Raw genomic sequence first — 18,209 nt, 5'->3', positions numbered from 1 at the left:
CTTATATGTATAAACCTAATCTTCCTTTACTCTCTCTAGAGATATAGGTCCTAATTTACCACCTCTAAATTCATCCAAAAGCATAACTGCAACTCTGTTATAGTCAATATTTCCCCCTGAAATCACAGCTCCCCTTTTTTTAGCTATATTATCTAAGTTATCTAAAGGATTTTCCATAATTTCTGTAAGTTTATATCTTTCCATTAATCGCTGTGCATTATTAATTTGAAGTCTTTCTACTAATCTAAGTGCTAATTCCTCTATATCTATGACCTCATCTTTTACAGCACCTGTAAATGCCAAATTAAGCCCAACTGTCTCGTCTTCAAATCTAGGCCATAATACACCTGGAGTATCCATTAACTCTATTCCTAAGGTAGTTCTTACCCATTGCTTGCTTTTAGTAACTCCTGGTCTATCTCCTGTTTTAGTAATGTTGTTTTTTCCTAGTTTGTTTATAAAAGAAGATTTACCAACATTAGGTATACCCACTACCATAACTCTCGTAACTATATTAACTAAGCCTTTTTTTCTTTGCCTATCATGTTTTTGTTTCAATAACTCGTCAAGTGTAATTTTTATACTTTTTAACCCTTGACCTGTAATACAATTTACAGCGAGTGGTTTTACAGTATCAGTTGTAAGTTTTTCTATCCATTGTTTAGTAACTTTATCTTCAGCTAAATCACTCTTATTTAGTAAAATAACTCTAGGCTTATCTTTACATATCTCATCAATTTGTGGATTTGCACTTGATTTAACTATCCTTGCATCTCTAATTTCTATTACAGCATCAACAAGTTTTAAACTCTCTCCAATTTGTCTTCTAGTTTTCGCCATATGTCCCGGAAACCAATTTATGGTCATTGCCATATTTATCTAATCCTCCCTGTCTTATAAATTTTTTATTTTTGTAATATACATTAATAACTTTCCCATTTATGTATGTTATATTATAGATAAATGTAAAAAGGGACTTTTCAGCCCCCCCATTTTATCTCATTCTTTCTTTAACCTTAGCAGATTTACCAACTCTATCTCTTAAGTAGAATAGTTTAGCTCTTCTAACTTTACCTAATCTTACAATTTCAATTTTTTCAATTACTGGAGAATTAACTGGGAATGTTTTTTCAACACCAACACCAGATGCTACTCTTCTTACAGTAAAAGTTTCTCTGATACCGCCATTTTGTCTTTTAAGAACGGTTCCTTCGAAAACTTGGACTCTCTCCTTGTTACCTTCACTAATTTTGATGTGAACCTTAATTGTATCACCTACATTAAATACTGGTAAGTCAGTTCTGATTTGTTCTGCTTCTATTGATCTTATAATTTCTAACATGTGCATTCCCTCCTAAAGTTTTATTGTGACGTTCGTGCTCATTAAATTATGGCAGAGGAGCGCCCGTACTAGCACAAACTATATTTTATCATAAATATATCTATATATCAACATAAAAATGTCTTTTATTCTTATATGAAAGATATTTAAGCTGCAAATAACTCTTCTTTATTCTATTTTATGTTTATCACTCAATAATTTTTTATCTTCTTTCGTAAGCTTAAGCTTTTGAAATAAATCTTGTCTTTTTTCCCTAGTGATTAGGAGTGATTGCAGCCTTCTCCACTTTCGTATGTTTTCATGATGTCCAGATATTAAAACCTCTGGGACTTTTTTCTCTTCAAAACATTCTGGTCTTGTATAATGCGGGTACTCAAGTACCCCATCATAAAAAGATTCCTCTGTATAACTCTCCGTGCAAGATAATACTCCTGGAATTAACCTACAAATGCTATCAACAATAGGAATACATGCCATTTCACCACCAGTTAAAACAAAATCTCCCAGAGACATTTCCATATCTATATACTCATAGGTTCGCTCGTCAATGCCCTCGTAGTGACCACATACAAATATTAATTCTTTTTCCTTACATAACTCTTTCGCAATATCCTGGGTAAATGTAATTCCTCTTGGTCCTAAAAATATTACTTTCCCACCATTTCTTAATTTAACATCACGAATTGAGTCAACTAATGGTTGAACTTGCATTACCATACCAGCTCCACCACCATATGGAGAATCATCTACTTTTTTATGTTTGTCAATTGTGTAATCACGGATATTATGAGATGTTATATTAACTATGTTTTTCTCTATTGCTTTTCCAATCATACTATAATTAAAGATTTCAAACATTTCAGGGAATAGAGTTAATATATCTATTTTCATTCTTGCCATTCTTTTACTGGTTTAATTATTATTATATGTTTATTAATATCTACACTAACTACAATATTCTTAAGTACTGGAATAAGTAATTCTTCTTTTCCTTTAACCCAGTATACATCATTTCCGGGTGTATTAAGAACATCAAATACCTTACCTAGTTCTTCATCTGAGCCTTCCTCGAAGACACTACAGTCAAGCAAGTCAGCAACGTAGTAACTTCCCTCTGTTAATTTAACTGCATCTTCTCGTTTAACCATCAGATACTTGTTTCTATATGTCTCTGCTTGTTCTATGGTATCTATGCCTTCAATCTTAAGTATTGCTTTATCTGCTTGAAGTTTACAACCCTCAACTTTTCTAATCTCACCATCAATATACACATTTTTTAATTTTTTAAATCTTTCGAGACTATCAGTTAACGAAAAAACTTTAACTTCACCTTTTAAGCCATGTGTCTTACCTATCGTACCTACGCTCATAAAATCTTTCATTTAAAATCCTCCTTTCAATATTATTTATTTTGTTTATGTTACAAATAAAACTCGATATTTAAATAAAATAAGAGTTAGGTTGAACCTAACTCTTACTTTATTTCAACAACTACTTTTTTATTTTCTTTAACAGCAGCTGCTTTTACCACAGTACGAATAGCTTTCGCTATTCTACCCTGTTTTCCTATAACTTTTCCCATATCTTCATGTGCTACAGATAATTCTAAAAGTACTGTATGCTCATGTGCTACTTCGTTTACTACTACCATTTCTGGTTTATCAACTAAATACTTTGCCAATACTTCAAGTAACTGCTTCATGGAAAACTCCTCCATTCATTACTTACAAACTTTTCTAGTTGACTGCTATTTTGCTAAGTAACCTTTTAACTGTATCAGATGGTTGTGCACCATTCTTCATCCATTTAGTTGCTTTTTCAACATCAATTTTAATAGTTGTTGGTTCTGTTGTTGGATTGTAGTATCCTATTTCTTCAATAAATCTACCATCTCTAGGAGATCTTGAATCTGCAACTACAACTCTGTAAAATGGAGCATGTTTAGCACCCATTCTTTTTAATCTTATTTTAACTGCCATGTATATCACCTCCTTAAATCTATATCTAGTAATCTATCAAGTGTTTTATTAAAAAGGCATTTTACCAAACATTCCTTTTTTACCAGACTTTTGGAATCCTTTTGCTTGCTTCATAAGTTTTTTCATCATTTCAAAATCTTTTATAACCTTATTTACCTGTTGGACTAAAGTACCTGATCCATTAGCAATTCTCTTTTTTCTAGATGAAGAACCACTAACCAAATTAGGATGTTTTCTTTCTGATGCAGTCATTGATCTTATGATAGCTTCACTTTTTCCCATTTGCTTTTCACCTTGAGATAAGTCTACACCCTGCAATTCCTTTTTATTGAAACCTGGAATCATTTCAACTATTTTATTAAGTGGTCCAAGCTTTTTCATTTGCTGCATTGATGCCAAATAATCATCAAAGTTAAATTCTTGAGACAACATTCTATTACCAAGTTCTTTTGCTTCGTTTTCATCAAATGAATCCTGTGCTTTTTCTATTAATGATAGCACATCTCCCATACCAAGTATTCTCGATGCCATTCTATCTGGATAAAACACTTCCAAATCACTCATTTTTTCACCAGAACCAACAAACTTTATAGGTTTCCCAGTTATTGCCTTAATGGATAGTGCTGCGCCGCCTCTTGTATCTCCATCTAATTTAGTCAAAATCACTCCAGTTATATCTAGCTGCGAATTAAAACTATCCGCTACATTAACTGCATCCTGACCAGTCATGGAATCTACTACTAACATTATTTCATTTGGCTTTACACTTAATTTCATATTTTGAAGTTCTTCCATTAAGTTTTCATCTATATGAAGTCTTCCTGCTGTATCTAATATAACTACATTATTACCATTTTCGCGAGCAAAGTCTATTGATGCTTTTGCTATATCTACAGGACTCACTTTGTCTCCCATGGTAAATACCGGAACTTCAATTTGTTTTCCTACTACTTGCAATTGTTTAATTGCAGCCGGTCTATATACATCACAAGCTACTAATAGCGGTTTTTTATTTTTTCTTTTAAGTGAAAGAGCAAGTTTACCACCCATTGTAGTTTTACCCGCACCTTGAAGTCCAACAAGCATTATAACCGTTAACCCACTAATTGAAAACTCTAACTTGCTTTCTGAATTACCCATTAAACTAGTTAACTCATCATTAACAATTTTGATAACTTGTTGCCCAGGTGTCAAGCTTTGTAATACTCCATTACCTAAACACTTTTCACTTACATTTTTCACAAAATCTTTAACTACTTTATAATTAACATCAGCTTCTAATAATGCTAATTTTACTTCTCTCATAGCATCTTTAATATCTTTTTCGGAAAGCTTACCCTTACCCTTTAATTTTCTTATGGTATCCTGTAACTTAGAAGATAACCCTTCAAAAGCCATAATAAACCCCCTAAACATTCTCGATAATCTGTGTTTTTATGTCACATATAAGCTGATTCATTTTTTCATCTTTTATATTATTTTGTAATTCATCTAATTCTAATATTATATTATCAAAAGTTTTCTTTAATTCATGGTCTTTATTTAATAATTTCAATTTTTCTTCATATACTAAAAGCGCGTTATCAGATCTTTTTATAGTATCATGAATAGCTTGCCTACTAGTATTATTTATTTCTGCTATTTCAGATAAAGACAAATCATTATTAAAATATAAATCCATTATGGTTCGTTGCTTTTGCGTAAGTAATTCTCCATAAAAATCTAATAATAGTGAAATTTCAAATCTTTTTTCCATTTCATCACCGACTCACAAATAATATAATATCAGAATTTAAATGTAGTGTCAAGTAGTTTTACTTAACAGGCACATATTTTTATATTTTTCACATGTTTTTTAAAACAAAGCCTCTACGAAATCTTTAGAATTAAACTCTTGTAAATCATCAATTCCCTCACCAACGCCTATATATTTAACAGGTATATTAAGTTGATTCTTAATTGATATTACAACGCCACCTTTGGCCGTGCCATCTAATTTAGTTAGTATTATACCATCAATGGGACATATCTCCATAAACTGCTTAGCTTGTTGAATTCCATTTTGACCAGTAGTTGCATCAATAACTAGTAGTGTTTCCATATGAGCCTCGCTGTATTCCCTTATAATAACTCTATTTATTTTTGCTAATTCATCCATAAGATTTTTTTTATTATGAAGTCTTCCTGCTGTATCACAAATTAGCACATCAACTTTTCTAGCTTTAGCTGCTTGAACAGCATCAAAAACTACAGCCGCAGGATCAGAACCTTCTTGATGTTTTATTAATGGAACATCTGCTCTACTACTCCAAATTTCTAACTGATCAATTGCCGCTGCTCTGAATGTATCTGCTGCAGCAATAAGAACTTTATATTTTTTAGACTTTAATGATGATGCCATTTTACCAATAGAAGTAGTTTTTCCGACTCCATTAACCCCTATTACCAAAATCACCTTTGGTAGCTCTAGTTCCTTTATTCGATCTTCCTCTTCACCTAATATATCCATTAAAACTTCTTTTAAACAGGGTATAATCTCTGATGGGTCTTTTATTTTTAATTCCCTTACTCTTTTTCTAAGTTTTTCAATTACATAAACAGAAGTATCTACACCTATATCTGATGTAATTAATATTTCCTCAAGTTCCTCAAACAATTCATCATCAATTGTAATTGCCAACTTTAATACATCACTAACTTTTTCTGTAATACTATTTCTAGTCTTTGCTAATCCATCTTTTAATTTATCAAAAAATCCTCCAAACATTTCAAGTCCTCCTTGTTTATACTTTAAAACGCAAAATGATTATTATAAGCCCTTACTTTTTTAAATCAATGGATACTATTTTTGACACACCCTTCTCTTCCATAGTAACACCATATAATACATCCCCAGCCTCCATAGTTCCTTTCCTGTGGGTTATTATAATGAATTGAACATCGTCCGCAAATCTCTTTAAAAACTCCGCGTATCTAACAACGTTTGCATCATCGAGTGCTGCCTCTATTTCATCCAAAATACAAAATGGCGTTGGCTTCATCTTAAGTATTGCAAATAATAATGCAATCGCTGATAAAACTTTTTCCCCACCAGACATCAAACTTATATTTTGAAGTTTTTTCCCTGGTGGCTGAACGTTTATGTCAATTTTTGCTGTAAGTTCATCGCCCTCTGTAAGTATTAAATCTGCGCTACCACCTTTAAATAACTCCATGAATGTCTCATTAAAATTTTGTCTTAATATAATAAAATTTTCCGCAAATATTTTTTTCATTTTTTGTGTCATTCCACTTATTACAGTCAATAATTCATTTTTAGCTGATACTAAGTCTTCCTTTTGACCATTCATAAATGTATATTTGTCTTTGACCTCTTTATACTCTTCAATAGCACTTACATTTATTTTACCAAGAAGTGTTATATCCTCTTTTAATTTTGCTATTTCATTTTTAAGCTTATAAATATCATCAATTTCTTTTTTAAATATTAGAGCCTCCGCATATGTTAGTTCAAAGTCTTCATTCAATTTTTTATAGTAATTATCCTTTTCCATACTTACTTTTGCTAGAGCTAATTGACACTTATATAAACTTTTTTCCGTTTTTTCAAGTATCGACGTAACATTATCAAACTGATCCACATTTGTTTTTATATTATCTTTAATCTTAATCCTTTGAATTTCATAATCATCAAAGTTTTTTTTCATTTCTTCTATGTTAATCAATATTTCATTTGCCTTTTTTTCTACACTTTGAATTGAACATACACTTGTTTCCTTGTTTTTTATAGCTTCTTCTATTTCTCTAGAATATATAATAATCTTTTCACTTCGAGATAACATGTCTACATTCAATCTTTTAATTTCAGACTCCTTATTACGTAACGCCTCATAGATTTGAGCCTTTTTTATCTTAGACTCTGTAATTACTTCTTTTATATTATCAATTTCTTGCAATTTATCTTTTAATTTAAATTCAATTCTATTTAAATTTTGCTCTATTTCGTCTTTTAAATGTGTGAACTTAGTAACTAACATCTTCTTTTCTTCAATTTCTATATATCCTTTTTTAAGTTTACTATCTTCTGAAGATTTTTCAATATTTGAATTTCTACTATTGCTCTGTAATCTATTTGTATCATCCACTATTGAGTTTATTTTAGCCTCTTTTTTTGCTACCTCAATGTTTTCAAAGTGAATTTTTTCTCTTATTTTTAAATTTTCATCATCATATCTTAAAATTTCACTTTTACCTTTTTTTATTTTTTCTAGATAAATAATGTTTTCCTTTTTTAGAGTTGATAAATCCTTATCTAATTCTTTAAGTTCTCTTTTTCTTCCAATTATACTTGATGTTTTTGTATATACACTTCCACCAGTTAGTGACCCACCAACGTTTATAACCTCACCCGATAGCGTAACAATTTTAATTCTATGATTATTACATTTTGATATCTGCAAAGCTGAATCCATATCTTTACAGATAATTGTTCTACCTAAAATAAATGCCATAACCTCACTAAATTTTTCATCATACTCTATAAGTTCACTTGCTATTCCTACAAAACCTGAATTACTTTTAGTTTCATTATCAATGATAATCTTTCTGCCCTTAATAATGTTTAAGGGTAAAAATGTCGCACGTCCAAGTTTATTTGCTTTTAAATAATTTATTAATATTCTTGCCACGTTTTCATCTTTAGTTATTATGTGTGATATAGTACCACCCAAAGCAATTTCTAAAGCCACTTCTAAATACTTTTCGACCCTTATAATTTCACCAAGTACAAAACATTCATGAACGTTACCTATTTTACCTTCATTAACGTTTTGCATTAAGTTCTTTACCGATTTATTATAACCTTCATGTTTTTTCTCGAGTATTGTAAGTACATTAAAATTAGCTTCCGCTTTATTAATTTTAAAACTACAATTCTCCATATCTTTTTCATCTATAGCTAAAATATTTTGAAGTTTAATAATTTCAATTTTATTTTCATCAAGCTTACTTTGACATTTTATAATCTTGTGCCTTACTTCTTTCATTTCATTTTCAAGCGTTATTTTTGTAGTAAGGTTCACTTTTATTGAATTTTCAAGATCTTCAATAGTGTTTGTAAGCATTATTATTCTATTTTTAGATATATCTATATTATTATTTAATAATAATAAACTATTGTTAGACACCATATTTCCGTTAATATTATTTTGTTTCTCTTCCTTAAGCGATTTAATTTCATTGCTTTCAATTTCTATATTTTCCTGAATCGTTTTTATTTTTATTTCTTCTGATTTGATTCCTTCATCTATTTCTATTTGAATATTTTTTATATTATTTAACGAATCCTCAGCTTTTGTGTTATTGTTTTTAAGTTCTAACAAACTTTTATGAGTTATACAACTCTCATTGGTTGTTTTATCAATGACCTTTTCTAAATTTTCTATTCTCTCATGAAGAATATTTATTTGTGAGATATTATTTTGATATATTATCTTATTATCATAAAATAATTGTTTTTCTTCCTGGCTTTTATTCTCAAATTTTTCAAACTTATCATTTAATAATTCAACATCTTTCTTAAAAGATATTTTTTCTTTCGTAGTTTTTACAACTTCTACCTGTAAATTATCTAATTCATCATGTAATCCTTCCATTTTTTCTTCTACTTTAGTAATAGAATCAATAATTATGCTAACTTCTTTACTTTTCAATTCTTCGAAAAGCTTTAAAAATCTTTTTGCCTTATCACTTTCATTCATTAATGGTTCTAATCGTTCCTCATAAGTACTTAAGATATCACTTATTCTAATTAAATTTTGATCTGTGTTATCTAGTCTTTTTTCTGCTTCTTCTTTCCTTGTTTTATATTTAACAATTCCTGCAGCTTCTTCAAATAATTTTCTTCTTTCTTCAGCTTTACCACTTAAAATAGCATCAATTTTACCTTGACCAATAATTGAATATCCTTCTTTTCCTATGCCTGTATCCATAAAGAGCTGTTGAACATCTTTTAACCTACAAGATGTATTATTTATTAAATATTCACTTTCTCCTGAGCGATATAATCTTCTCGATATAGTTACATTAGCATAATCAATATCTAATTCTGACTCACTATTATCAAGTGTTAACGACACCTGAGCTAGCCCCACCGGTTTTCTAAACTGTGTACCTGCAAATATAACGTCTTCCATTTTATCGCCTCTTAGGCTTCGTACACTTTGTTCTCCAAGGACCCATCTTACGGCATCCGAGATATTACTTTTCCCACTTCCATTAGGTCCCACTACTGCTGTAATACCCTTCTCAAATGTTAATTCAGTCTTATCTGCAAAGGATTTAAATCCTCTTATTTCAATTGATTTTAAGAACATGAAACACTCTCCTATTTTACCTAAATAGCACTGGTAATACAAAACCTACCATAAAAATAACAACAATACCATAAATCATTACCTTTGTATATTTATCTCTTTTTTGCTTTTTCATACTTCACCTCATATTTTTATTTTTATAATTTTTTTAATATAAAAAAGAATATATTACTATAAATTTATTAAATGCAATATATACTTAATTAACCTTTTAATAATTGAAATTATATTTTACACTAAATCAGAATTTTTTTTATGCTTTATAGACACATATTCATATATAGTCATAATAATACACTGTTCTTTTATTTTTATGCTAAGACTTCCACGTTTAACTGTAATATCTTGAGATACATCTATAGAAATTGTTTTTAATCTATTTTTTAGTTCATTAAAATAAATTTTTCCATTAGCATAAAGCTTTGAAATATCTTTTGGATTAATTTTTACTAAAGCCTTATCATGAATAACCTCTTTATTAAAACTATTTACGATAACATCATATATTAAACCACTATATATACTACCCTCAACTAGCTCTCTAAATGCAGGATGAAATGGACCCGCAACAAGATCATGTCCCTCTGATATTTCACTTGTAGGTTGTAATCCTATTCTAATAACATTTATTTGGTTTTGTGTCAACATAATATAAATAATCTTACTTATATTTACCGCCTCACTTAATGAATAAGGTTTAAATTTATGCTCTATGTACATTTTTTCCATTTGAGTGTTTTTAATCACAAGAGCAGGATATATACGGCAAATATCTGGTTTAAGATCAATAACTCTTTTAGTTGTCTCAATATCTTTAGTTATATTATCTCCTGGAAGGCCTATCATTATTTGATGTCCTAAAGTGAAACCATATTGCCTTATTAGCTTAGATGCATATTCTACATCTGACGCAGTATGACCCCGTCCAGATTTTAATAGTACCTCTTCATCCATAGATTGGACTCCAAGTTCTATAATATCTACAGAGTACTTTTTTAAATTTTTTAATATATTATCATCAATGTAATCTGGTCTTGTAGATAACCTAATGTATTTTATTTTATTATCATCTTTAAACTTTTTAGCAACAGTTAATAATTCTATTTGTTTTTCTATTTTTATAGCTGTAAATGTCCCTCCAAAAAAGGATACTTCAATAATAGCATCATCATTCTTTATGGTTTCAAGGTATTCATTTATTGTTTTTTCTACATACATTGCATCGACTTTCGATTTTGTGCCTGTTATACTATCTTGATTGCAAAACACACACTCATGGGGGCATCCTTCATGTGGGACAAATATAGGAATAATGTAATGCAAATTACTCATGTACATCATCCTTATTTACCATAACCTCTTTAGCTGCATTTTGTTCTGCTTCTTTTTTGCTAAACCCTTGCCCTGAACCTTTAACGCAATCATTTATCAAAATATTAACAAAAAACTTTCGTCTATGAGGTGGTCCTTCAAATTTTACAAGTTCATAACGGATATTAACTTCTCCATTTTGCTGAAATATCTCTTGAAGTTTTGTCTTATAATCTAAAATTATCTCATTATTAATTGCTTTCTCAATAGTTGTTTTAAAGTTATTAAGTATAAATTCCTTAGAATACTCTATTCCTTTATCCAAATATATAGCAGCAAGCACTGCTTCAACACAATCAGCGAGTATCGATACTCTATTTCTACCGCCAGTAATTTCTTCACCCTTACTCATGTTCATATATAAACCAAGTTCCCAACTATTAGCTATATCACAAAGCGAATTTTCGCACACTATCAGCGACCTAATTTTAGTTAAATAACCTTCAGGTTTCTGCGTAAACCGACTATATAAGTGTTCGGATATTATAAGTTGCAATACGGAATCCCCTAAGAACTCGAGTCTTTCATTAAACTCAACCTTCTTTTTTTGATTTGCATAAGAACTATGGGTAATTGCAGTTTTTAATAAATTCTTATCACTAAAATTTAATTTCAGTTTGTTTTCAAGGTCCTGTAATTGTATATCATTTTTCATAATCATTACTCCTTCTCGGAAGTTTATTTTAAAAATTTTATCTGTAGTTATATCACTTATTCCTCAGAATGAGCTTTAATATACTCTACTATATCACCAACAGTGGCAATTTTTTCGACATCTTCATCCGGAATTTCTATATCATATTTTTCCTCAAGCTCCATAATTAATTCTACAATATCAAGAGAATCTGCCCCTAAATCATTCATAAAAGATGATCCTATTTTTATTTCTTCCTCATCTATATTTAATTGTGATGATATGCAAGCTCTAATTTCTTCAAACATAATTTTTCACCTTCCTTGTATTTTTATATGTTACGTAATAATCACTAGTATCCCAATTTATGCTTTTTCCTTATCTGATAGCTTTTCAATTTCTAATTTTAATTTATCAACAACATTATTATCATAAAATATTGTTGCCTGTTTAATTGCATTTTTAAAAGCTTTGGCATCTGAACTTCCATGTGCTTTTATACAAATACCATTTACTCCAAGAAACGCAGCTCCACCATATTCTTTATAATCAAAGTCTTTTTTAAACTTTTTAAAGACTGGCTTTAACAACATACCACCAATCTTAGTTCTAACAGATGCCATTATACTTGTTTTTAATAAATCAAATATAGTAGCAACAGTACCTTCATATAATTTTAAAATTACATTTCCAGTGAACCCATCACATACTAAAACATTAACATCTCCAGTTGGAATTTCTCTAGCTTCCACATTGCCTACAAAATTCAAGTTCGCTTCCTTCAATAATTTAAACGTTGCTTTAGAAAGTTCATTACCCTTTTCTTCTTCAGTCCCTATATTTACAAGCCCTACAGATGGATTAACTATATTTAAAATATTTTCAAAATATATTTTCCCCATAATTCCAAATTGCAATAAATAATTGGGTTTACACTCTGCATTTGCTCCACAATCAATAATCATAAAAGGCATTTTTTTACCTGGCAATACCGGTGCGAGTGCTGGTCTATCTATTCCCTTTATTCTTCCCACTATAAGCGTACACCCAGCCAGAAATGCTCCTGTACTTCCCGCTGAAATAACGGCATCTGCATCTCCATTTTTCACAAGATTTAATGCCTTTACTAAACTAGAATCCTTTTTACGCTTAACAGCCATTACAGGATGATCATTTACATCAATAACTTCTGTAGTATTAATAATTTTTATTTTAGTAGTATCATAGGTATGCTTTTTTAACTCTTCTCTTATTAAATCTTCACTGCCAGTTATTAATATATCTATATTGTATTCTTTTATAGCTGCAATACAACCTTCAACCACAGCATTTGGAGAGAAATCTCCTCCCATTCCATCTACAACAACTACCATTTTAATCCCTCACTTTGAATCTTCCAAATAAATAAATATCTATTTATTTATTTGGTTATTTATTTGTTTACTTATATTATATACCATATTATTTAAATATCTATAGTCTTAACAATGCTTAAATACAAAATATAATTATATTTGTATTTAAAAACAAAAAAGAAAGTCTTTCGACTTTCCTTTTTATTTTTGTTCCATTGAAACAACTTCTCTATTTTTGTAATATCCACAGTTTTTACATACTCTGTGAGCAAGCTTCATATCGTGGCATTGAGGACATTCAACTATTCCTGGTAAACCAAGTTTAAATGTTTGCGCTCTTCGAGAATCTCTTCTACCTTTAGAAAATTTTCTAGCAGGATTTCCCATTGTAACACCTCCTTAATCAGTTGAAAACAAATTTTTTAATTTTGCCAACCTTGGATCAATATCATCAATAACACAATTACATGTATTATGATTTAAATTAATTCCACACTGATGGCATAAGCCTTTACAATCTTTATTACAAAGTCTTTTTATAGGCAGAATAGAAATGATATTATTTTCCACAATCTCATTTAAATCTAATCTATCATCTTCAATAAAAATAATATCCTCATCTTCACTCTTTAGAGTTTTCGACAATCTTTCATTTAATTCAATATGTATTAAATAAGAAAAGGTCTCAAGACACCTAGAACAAGCAAGTAATAGTTCTGTATCAATACTTCCAGTTAAATCTATATCATCATCATTAGATTTTAAAGTCAAATGCATTTTAACTGGTTTAGAAAATTGTATAAATTCATTATCATAGCAAAACTTAGCTTTTTCTAAATCTAAATCAATTTCTTTTCTTGCTCTTTTATTACTAAATAATTCTGAAACGTCTATTACCATACTATCCACTCTGAAAAACTAAATATCAATTAATTTTTCTCATATAAAGAAAATCTCTATATCTTGTATAAAAAAATTATACAGCTCGAGCAAAGCTTCTGCGTCCCTCCTAACTAAATTGTTTTTTACTTACTTCAAACACAGTCTATTATATAAACAATACAATAAAAAGTCAAGAATTATTTATCATAGAATTTAGTAATTTTATTTTATAAGAGCCATAGTGTCTCTTGCAATTACTAGTTCTTCATTAGTTGGTATAACTAATATTTTAGTTTTTGAATCATCTGTGTTTACTTCTGCTTCAATTCCTGAAATATTATTTTTTGACTTATCTAAAACTGCTCCCAGAAATTCTAGTCCAGCGCATACTCCCTCTCTTATTTTAGAAGAATTTTCGCCAAGTCCGGCAGTAAATATAATTGCATCTACTCCGCCCATTACTGCTGCATAAGCACCTATAAATTTCTTAGCTTTATAACAAAATATATCAATTGCGAGTTGAGCTCTTTGATTTCCATCATTCGTTGCAGCTGAATTTACATCTCTAAAGTCACTACTCACTCCTGATACACCTAAAAGACCTGACTCTTTGTTCATTAAGTTATCTACTTCATCAACTGTTAATTTCAATTCTTTCATCATATATATTAATATAGCTGGGTCTATACTTCCACATCTAGTGCCCATAGCCATTCCTTCAAGTGGAGTAAATCCCATACTCGTCTCTACAGACTTACCGTTTTGAATCGCACAAATGCTTGCTCCATTTCCTAAATGACAAGTTATTAATTTTAATTTTTTTATATCCTTACCCATCATTTGCGCAGCTTTATCTGAAACATATTTGTGAGACGTTCCATGAAATCCATATTTCCTAACACCATGATCAGTATAAAGCCAATATGGAAGTGGGTACATATATGCGACCTCTGGAATTGTTTGATGAAATGCAGTATCAAATACCGCCACCATTTTCGTATTTGGCATCAATACTTTGCAAGCACTAATTCCAATTATATTAGCTGGATTATGAAGAGGTGCAAGTTTTGTACACTCTTCTAAACCTTTCATTATTTCATCATCAAGCATAACTGAATTTGCATACTTTTCTCCACCATGAACTACTCTATGTCCCACTGCACCTATTTCAGATAAATCTTTAATAACACCATGTTCTTGATCTACAAGCGCACCAAGTACCACTCTAATAGCATCTGTATGATTTTCCATTGGCTCTTCAATAATGTATTTCTTTCCATCAACTTTTTGAGTTAATATTGATTTCTTTGTAGCTATTCTCTCAACTAATCCTAGTGCTACACATTGTTCATTTTCCATATCAATTAATTGATACTTAAGCGATGAACTTCCACAGTTTATAACTAATATTTTCATTAACATCTTCTCCCCTCATTACATCATAACTATTTTTGAATTTGAGCTTGAACTGCTGTTACTGCAACAACATTAACTATATCATCCACACTGCATCCTCTAGATAAATCATTTATAGGCTTCGCAAATCCTTGACAAACTGGTCCAATAGCTTTTGCCCTCGCAAATCTTTGCACTAATTTATATCCAATATTTCCAGATTGTATATCTGGAAATATTAAAACATTTGCCTTTCCAGCCACAGTACTATTTGGTGCTTTTTGTTTTGCTACGCTAGCAACAATAGCTGCATCTAGCTGAAGTTCTCCATCAATTTGTAAATCGGGTCTAGCATTCTTTGCTATTTCAGTAGCCTTCACAACTTTATCAACTTTTTCATGTTTTGCACTGCCCATAGTTGAAAAAGAAAGCATCGCAACTTTAGGTTCAAAACCACATAATAATTTTGCATTATCTGCAGTGCTAATAGCGATAGCTGCTAATTCTTCTGCCGTAGGGTTTATGTTAACAGCAGAATCTGCAAATAAAAGCAGTCCGTCTTCTCCATATTCATCATGAGGCAATTCCATTATAAAAAAGCTTGAAATAACCTTAATTCCTGGTGCAGTTTTAACGATTTGCATTCCAGGTCTAAGTAAATCTCCTGTATAATGCACTGCTCCTGAAACCATTCCATCAGCTTCTCCCATCTTAAGCATCATAGTTCCAAAATACACACAATCCTTCATAGTCTCAGCCGCTTTTTCTATAGTCATTCCTTTATTTTTTCTTAACTCATAGAATTCCTTTGCATAAACCTCAGTTTTTTCAGAATTTTTTGGATCTACAATTTCTATACCGCTAATATTTACTGAAAGTTCAGCGGCTTTATTTTGTATTATGCTTGCATCACCTATTAATATTACTTCGGCTAATGAATTATTTTTAAGAATTTCACTAGCTTTTATAGTTCTTTCTTCCTCGCCTTCTGGGAGTACTATTCTTTTTTTGTCTGCTTGTGCCATTTTGTGCATTTTTTCTATAAATGTCATTATTTTTCTCCTCTCAATCACTATCAACTTGTATCCATTTATAATATACACTATTTAATCTGTACATTTCAATATAGATAAATTATTAACATAATTTATCTATATTTCATAAGTATCCAACAAAATAACCTTTACCCTAAGCCAAAATTATACTAATGATTTTATAAACTATTTGTTATCTTAATCTTCATATATTTCTGTAAATCATACAATATTAATTTGTACAAAACTCAAAATCAACGTAATTTATTTTTTAATCATGCGTATAATAATTTATTTTTATTGTGTGACTTTTGTCTCTTTTTATACTAAAATATATCTACTTTTAATAATTCATTATATAATATATAATGTATAAGACAGGTTAAGAATTCTTTAATTTTAGATTCAATATATATTTAAAAGAGATATTAGATTCTTACACTTTTATTATATATAAATTATTAGCTTATAATTTATATGAGCTTCCAAGAGGTGATTTAATGAATGTTTCAGGTATAATCGTTGAATATAATCCACTGCATAATGGTCATATATATCATATTAATAAAACCAAGGAACTTACAAATTGCGATGCCTTAATTGGTGTTATGAGTGGTAATTTTACTCAACGTGGAATTCCATCGAGTATTGACAAATGGACAAAAACTAAAATGGCTTTAAACAACGGAATAGATTTAGTAATAGAATTACCAACTATCTACAGTGTGTCTTCAGCAGAATTTTTTGCACAGGGAGCTGTCAGTCTCTTAAACAGCTTAGGAATAGTAGATAACATTTGCTTTGGTAGTGAACATGGTGACATTAATGATATATATAATATCTCAAATATACTACTTAAAGAACCTATTGAATTCAAATTAATGTTAAAAATATATCTATCCAAAGGTATTACATACCCCTTAGCAAGAGCTAATGCGCTTTATGACTATTTGAAAAATTCAAACATGCTCATATCAAACTTATTATTAGGTAATTTCTTAAATTCTTCTAATAATATACTGGGGATCGAGTATTGTAAAAGCTTAATAAAGCTCAATAGTTCAATCACACCTTATACCTTAAAAAGAAAAGGTGCATCTTACAACAGTAATTCCATAAATAATGAATTTTCAAGCGCAACTGCTATAAGAAAATTTGTAAAAGAAAATGGTATTTCAACAAATTTAAAAGATTGTGTACCACCATCGGTGTTAACTGAAATTAAAGATCTATACTCAAAAGATAACAAGTTCATATTTGAAGATTCTATGTTCCCGTACATTAAATATAAATCGGCTACATCAAAAAACTCTTTAATAAATTTACCAGATGTATCTGAGGGGCTTGATAATAGAATTATTAAATCCTTACAAAATAATTTGACGTACTCTAGTGCGCTTGAAGATATAAAAAGCAAACGTTACACCTATAGCCGAATAAGCAGAATATTATGCCAATTTTTTATAGGCTTTGATAATTTTGATACTACGAGATTAAGATCAGATCCTTGCCCTTATGCTCGAGTTTTAGGATTTAACTCAAAAGGAAAGTCAATTTTAAAATCTATAAAATCAAACAGTAGCATTCCACTTTATACTAAGATTTCTAAAAAATCCAATGAAACGTTAAGGCTTGACATTCAATCTACAAGGGCTTATAGCATCTTAAATAAAAGCATAGATCCCAGTAGCGACTATTTAATATCCCCAATTATAATAAAATAATAAAACATTTATAATAAAATAATAAAACAATAATAAAAAATGCGACTATCGAATTACGATAGTCGCATTTTTTATATTTAAAATTAGTATTTCTAATACATAAGTTTATTAAATTCAAA

General features: G+C 29.8%; 20 protein-coding genes. 1 reads left to right on the top strand and 19 read right to left on the bottom strand.

What is annotated here, in order from left to right:
* Nucleotides 1–15: 15 nt before the first annotated feature.
* The 19 genes from ylqF to pta form a co-directional block, all read right to left on the bottom strand.
* The gene (gene ylqF / locus LL038_RS03890; RefSeq protein WP_171296996.1) at nucleotides 16–867 is read right to left on the bottom strand and encodes a ribosome biogenesis GTPase YlqF; all 852 of its coding nucleotides are present in this window, start codon (nucleotides 865–867) and stop codon (nucleotides 16–18) included.
* A 127-nt stretch (nucleotides 868–994) separates the two neighbouring features.
* Nucleotides 995–1,342: a 50S ribosomal protein L19 gene (rplS, locus tag LL038_RS03885; RefSeq protein ID WP_171296911.1), complete on the bottom strand. Its 348-nt coding sequence runs from the start codon at nucleotides 1,340–1,342 to the stop codon at nucleotides 995–997.
* 168 nt (nucleotides 1,343–1,510) lie between these two features.
* Complete coding sequence (gene trmD, locus LL038_RS03880; protein ID WP_216120068.1) at nucleotides 1,511–2,233, bottom strand: tRNA (guanosine(37)-N1)-methyltransferase TrmD; 723 nt, start codon at nucleotides 2,231–2,233, stop codon at nucleotides 1,511–1,513.
* Entirely contained in the window at nucleotides 2,230–2,724 is a 495-nt protein-coding gene (rimM, locus tag LL038_RS03875; protein ID WP_171296909.1) for a ribosome maturation factor RimM, read from the bottom strand. The genes trmD and rimM overlap by 4 nt, the downstream gene beginning before the upstream one ends.
* A 92-nt stretch (nucleotides 2,725–2,816) precedes the next feature.
* Nucleotides 2,817–3,044, bottom strand: a complete 228-nt coding sequence (locus LL038_RS03870) for a KH domain-containing protein (protein ID WP_071613236.1) — start codon at nucleotides 3,042–3,044, stop codon at nucleotides 2,817–2,819.
* A gap of 34 nt (nucleotides 3,045–3,078) precedes the next feature.
* Nucleotides 3,079–3,321, bottom strand: a complete 243-nt coding sequence (gene rpsP, locus LL038_RS03865; protein WP_071613237.1) for a 30S ribosomal protein S16 — start codon at nucleotides 3,319–3,321, stop codon at nucleotides 3,079–3,081.
* 48 nt (nucleotides 3,322–3,369) lie between these two features.
* Nucleotides 3,370–4,719 (bottom strand): signal recognition particle protein, encoded by a 1,350-nt coding sequence (gene ffh, locus LL038_RS03860; RefSeq protein WP_216119960.1) that lies wholly within the window; start codon nucleotides 4,717–4,719, stop codon nucleotides 3,370–3,372.
* 10 nt (nucleotides 4,720–4,729) lie between these two features.
* Nucleotides 4,730–5,077 carry a putative DNA-binding protein gene (locus LL038_RS03855; protein ID WP_171296907.1) on the bottom strand — a complete coding sequence of 116 codons (348 nt, stop codon included), beginning with the start codon at nucleotides 5,075–5,077 and terminating at the stop codon, nucleotides 4,730–4,732.
* Between the two features lie 99 nt (nucleotides 5,078–5,176).
* A complete protein-coding gene (ftsY, locus tag LL038_RS03850; RefSeq protein WP_216119961.1) occupies nucleotides 5,177–6,088 on the bottom strand; it encodes a signal recognition particle-docking protein FtsY in 912 nt (303 codons plus the stop codon).
* A 52-nt stretch (nucleotides 6,089–6,140) separates the two neighbouring features.
* A complete protein-coding gene (gene smc, locus LL038_RS03845) occupies nucleotides 6,141–9,695 on the bottom strand; it encodes a chromosome segregation protein SMC (RefSeq protein WP_216119962.1) in 3,555 nt (1,184 codons plus the stop codon).
* Between the two features lie 16 nt (nucleotides 9,696–9,711).
* On the bottom strand, nucleotides 9,712–9,810 hold the full coding sequence (locus LL038_RS03840; RefSeq protein ID WP_216119963.1) for a DUF4044 domain-containing protein: 99 nt from the start codon (nucleotides 9,808–9,810) through the stop codon (nucleotides 9,712–9,714).
* A 116-nt stretch (nucleotides 9,811–9,926) separates the two neighbouring features.
* Nucleotides 9,927–11,027, bottom strand: coding sequence for an elongator complex protein 3 (locus LL038_RS03835; RefSeq protein WP_216119964.1), 1,101 nt, complete (start codon nucleotides 11,025–11,027; stop codon nucleotides 9,927–9,929).
* Nucleotides 11,020–11,721: a ribonuclease III gene (rnc, locus tag LL038_RS03830; RefSeq protein ID WP_216119965.1), complete on the bottom strand. Its 702-nt coding sequence runs from the start codon at nucleotides 11,719–11,721 to the stop codon at nucleotides 11,020–11,022. The genes LL038_RS03835 and rnc overlap by 8 nt, the downstream gene beginning before the upstream one ends.
* Before the next feature lie 56 nt (nucleotides 11,722–11,777).
* On the bottom strand, nucleotides 11,778–12,008 hold the full coding sequence (gene acpP / locus LL038_RS03825; RefSeq protein ID WP_216119966.1) for an acyl carrier protein: 231 nt from the start codon (nucleotides 12,006–12,008) through the stop codon (nucleotides 11,778–11,780).
* Between the two features lie 57 nt (nucleotides 12,009–12,065).
* The gene (plsX, locus tag LL038_RS03820) at nucleotides 12,066–13,073 is read right to left on the bottom strand and encodes a phosphate acyltransferase PlsX (RefSeq protein WP_216119967.1); all 1,008 of its coding nucleotides are present in this window, start codon (nucleotides 13,071–13,073) and stop codon (nucleotides 12,066–12,068) included.
* Nucleotides 13,074–13,256: 183 nt separating this feature from the next.
* A complete protein-coding gene (gene rpmF, locus LL038_RS03815) occupies nucleotides 13,257–13,442 on the bottom strand; it encodes a 50S ribosomal protein L32 (RefSeq protein WP_071613246.1) in 186 nt (61 codons plus the stop codon).
* A 12-nt stretch (nucleotides 13,443–13,454) separates the two neighbouring features.
* Nucleotides 13,455–13,955: a YceD family protein gene (locus LL038_RS03810; protein ID WP_216120069.1), complete on the bottom strand. Its 501-nt coding sequence runs from the start codon at nucleotides 13,953–13,955 to the stop codon at nucleotides 13,455–13,457.
* Between the two features lie 204 nt (nucleotides 13,956–14,159).
* Nucleotides 14,160–15,353 carry an acetate/propionate family kinase gene (locus LL038_RS03805; protein WP_216119968.1) on the bottom strand — a complete coding sequence of 398 codons (1,194 nt, stop codon included), beginning with the start codon at nucleotides 15,351–15,353 and terminating at the stop codon, nucleotides 14,160–14,162.
* A gap of 29 nt (nucleotides 15,354–15,382) precedes the next feature.
* Nucleotides 15,383–16,384, bottom strand: coding sequence for a phosphate acetyltransferase (gene pta, locus LL038_RS03800; protein WP_216119969.1), 1,002 nt, complete (start codon nucleotides 16,382–16,384; stop codon nucleotides 15,383–15,385).
* Nucleotides 16,385–16,866: 482 nt separating this feature from the next.
* Between pta and LL038_RS03795 the strand changes: the two genes are divergently transcribed.
* A complete protein-coding gene (locus tag LL038_RS03795) occupies nucleotides 16,867–18,090 on the top strand; it encodes a nucleotidyltransferase (RefSeq protein WP_216119970.1) in 1,224 nt (407 codons plus the stop codon).
* Nucleotides 18,091–18,209 lie beyond the last annotated feature (119 nt).

The sequence above is a fragment of the Clostridium estertheticum genome (genome assembly GCF_026650985.1).
Taxonomy (GTDB): domain Bacteria; phylum Bacillota; class Clostridia; order Clostridiales; family Clostridiaceae; genus Clostridium_AD; species Clostridium_AD estertheticum_C.
The sequence above is the reverse complement of the archived record's forward strand: the minus strand, read 5'-3'. Positions and strand labels throughout refer to the sequence as shown.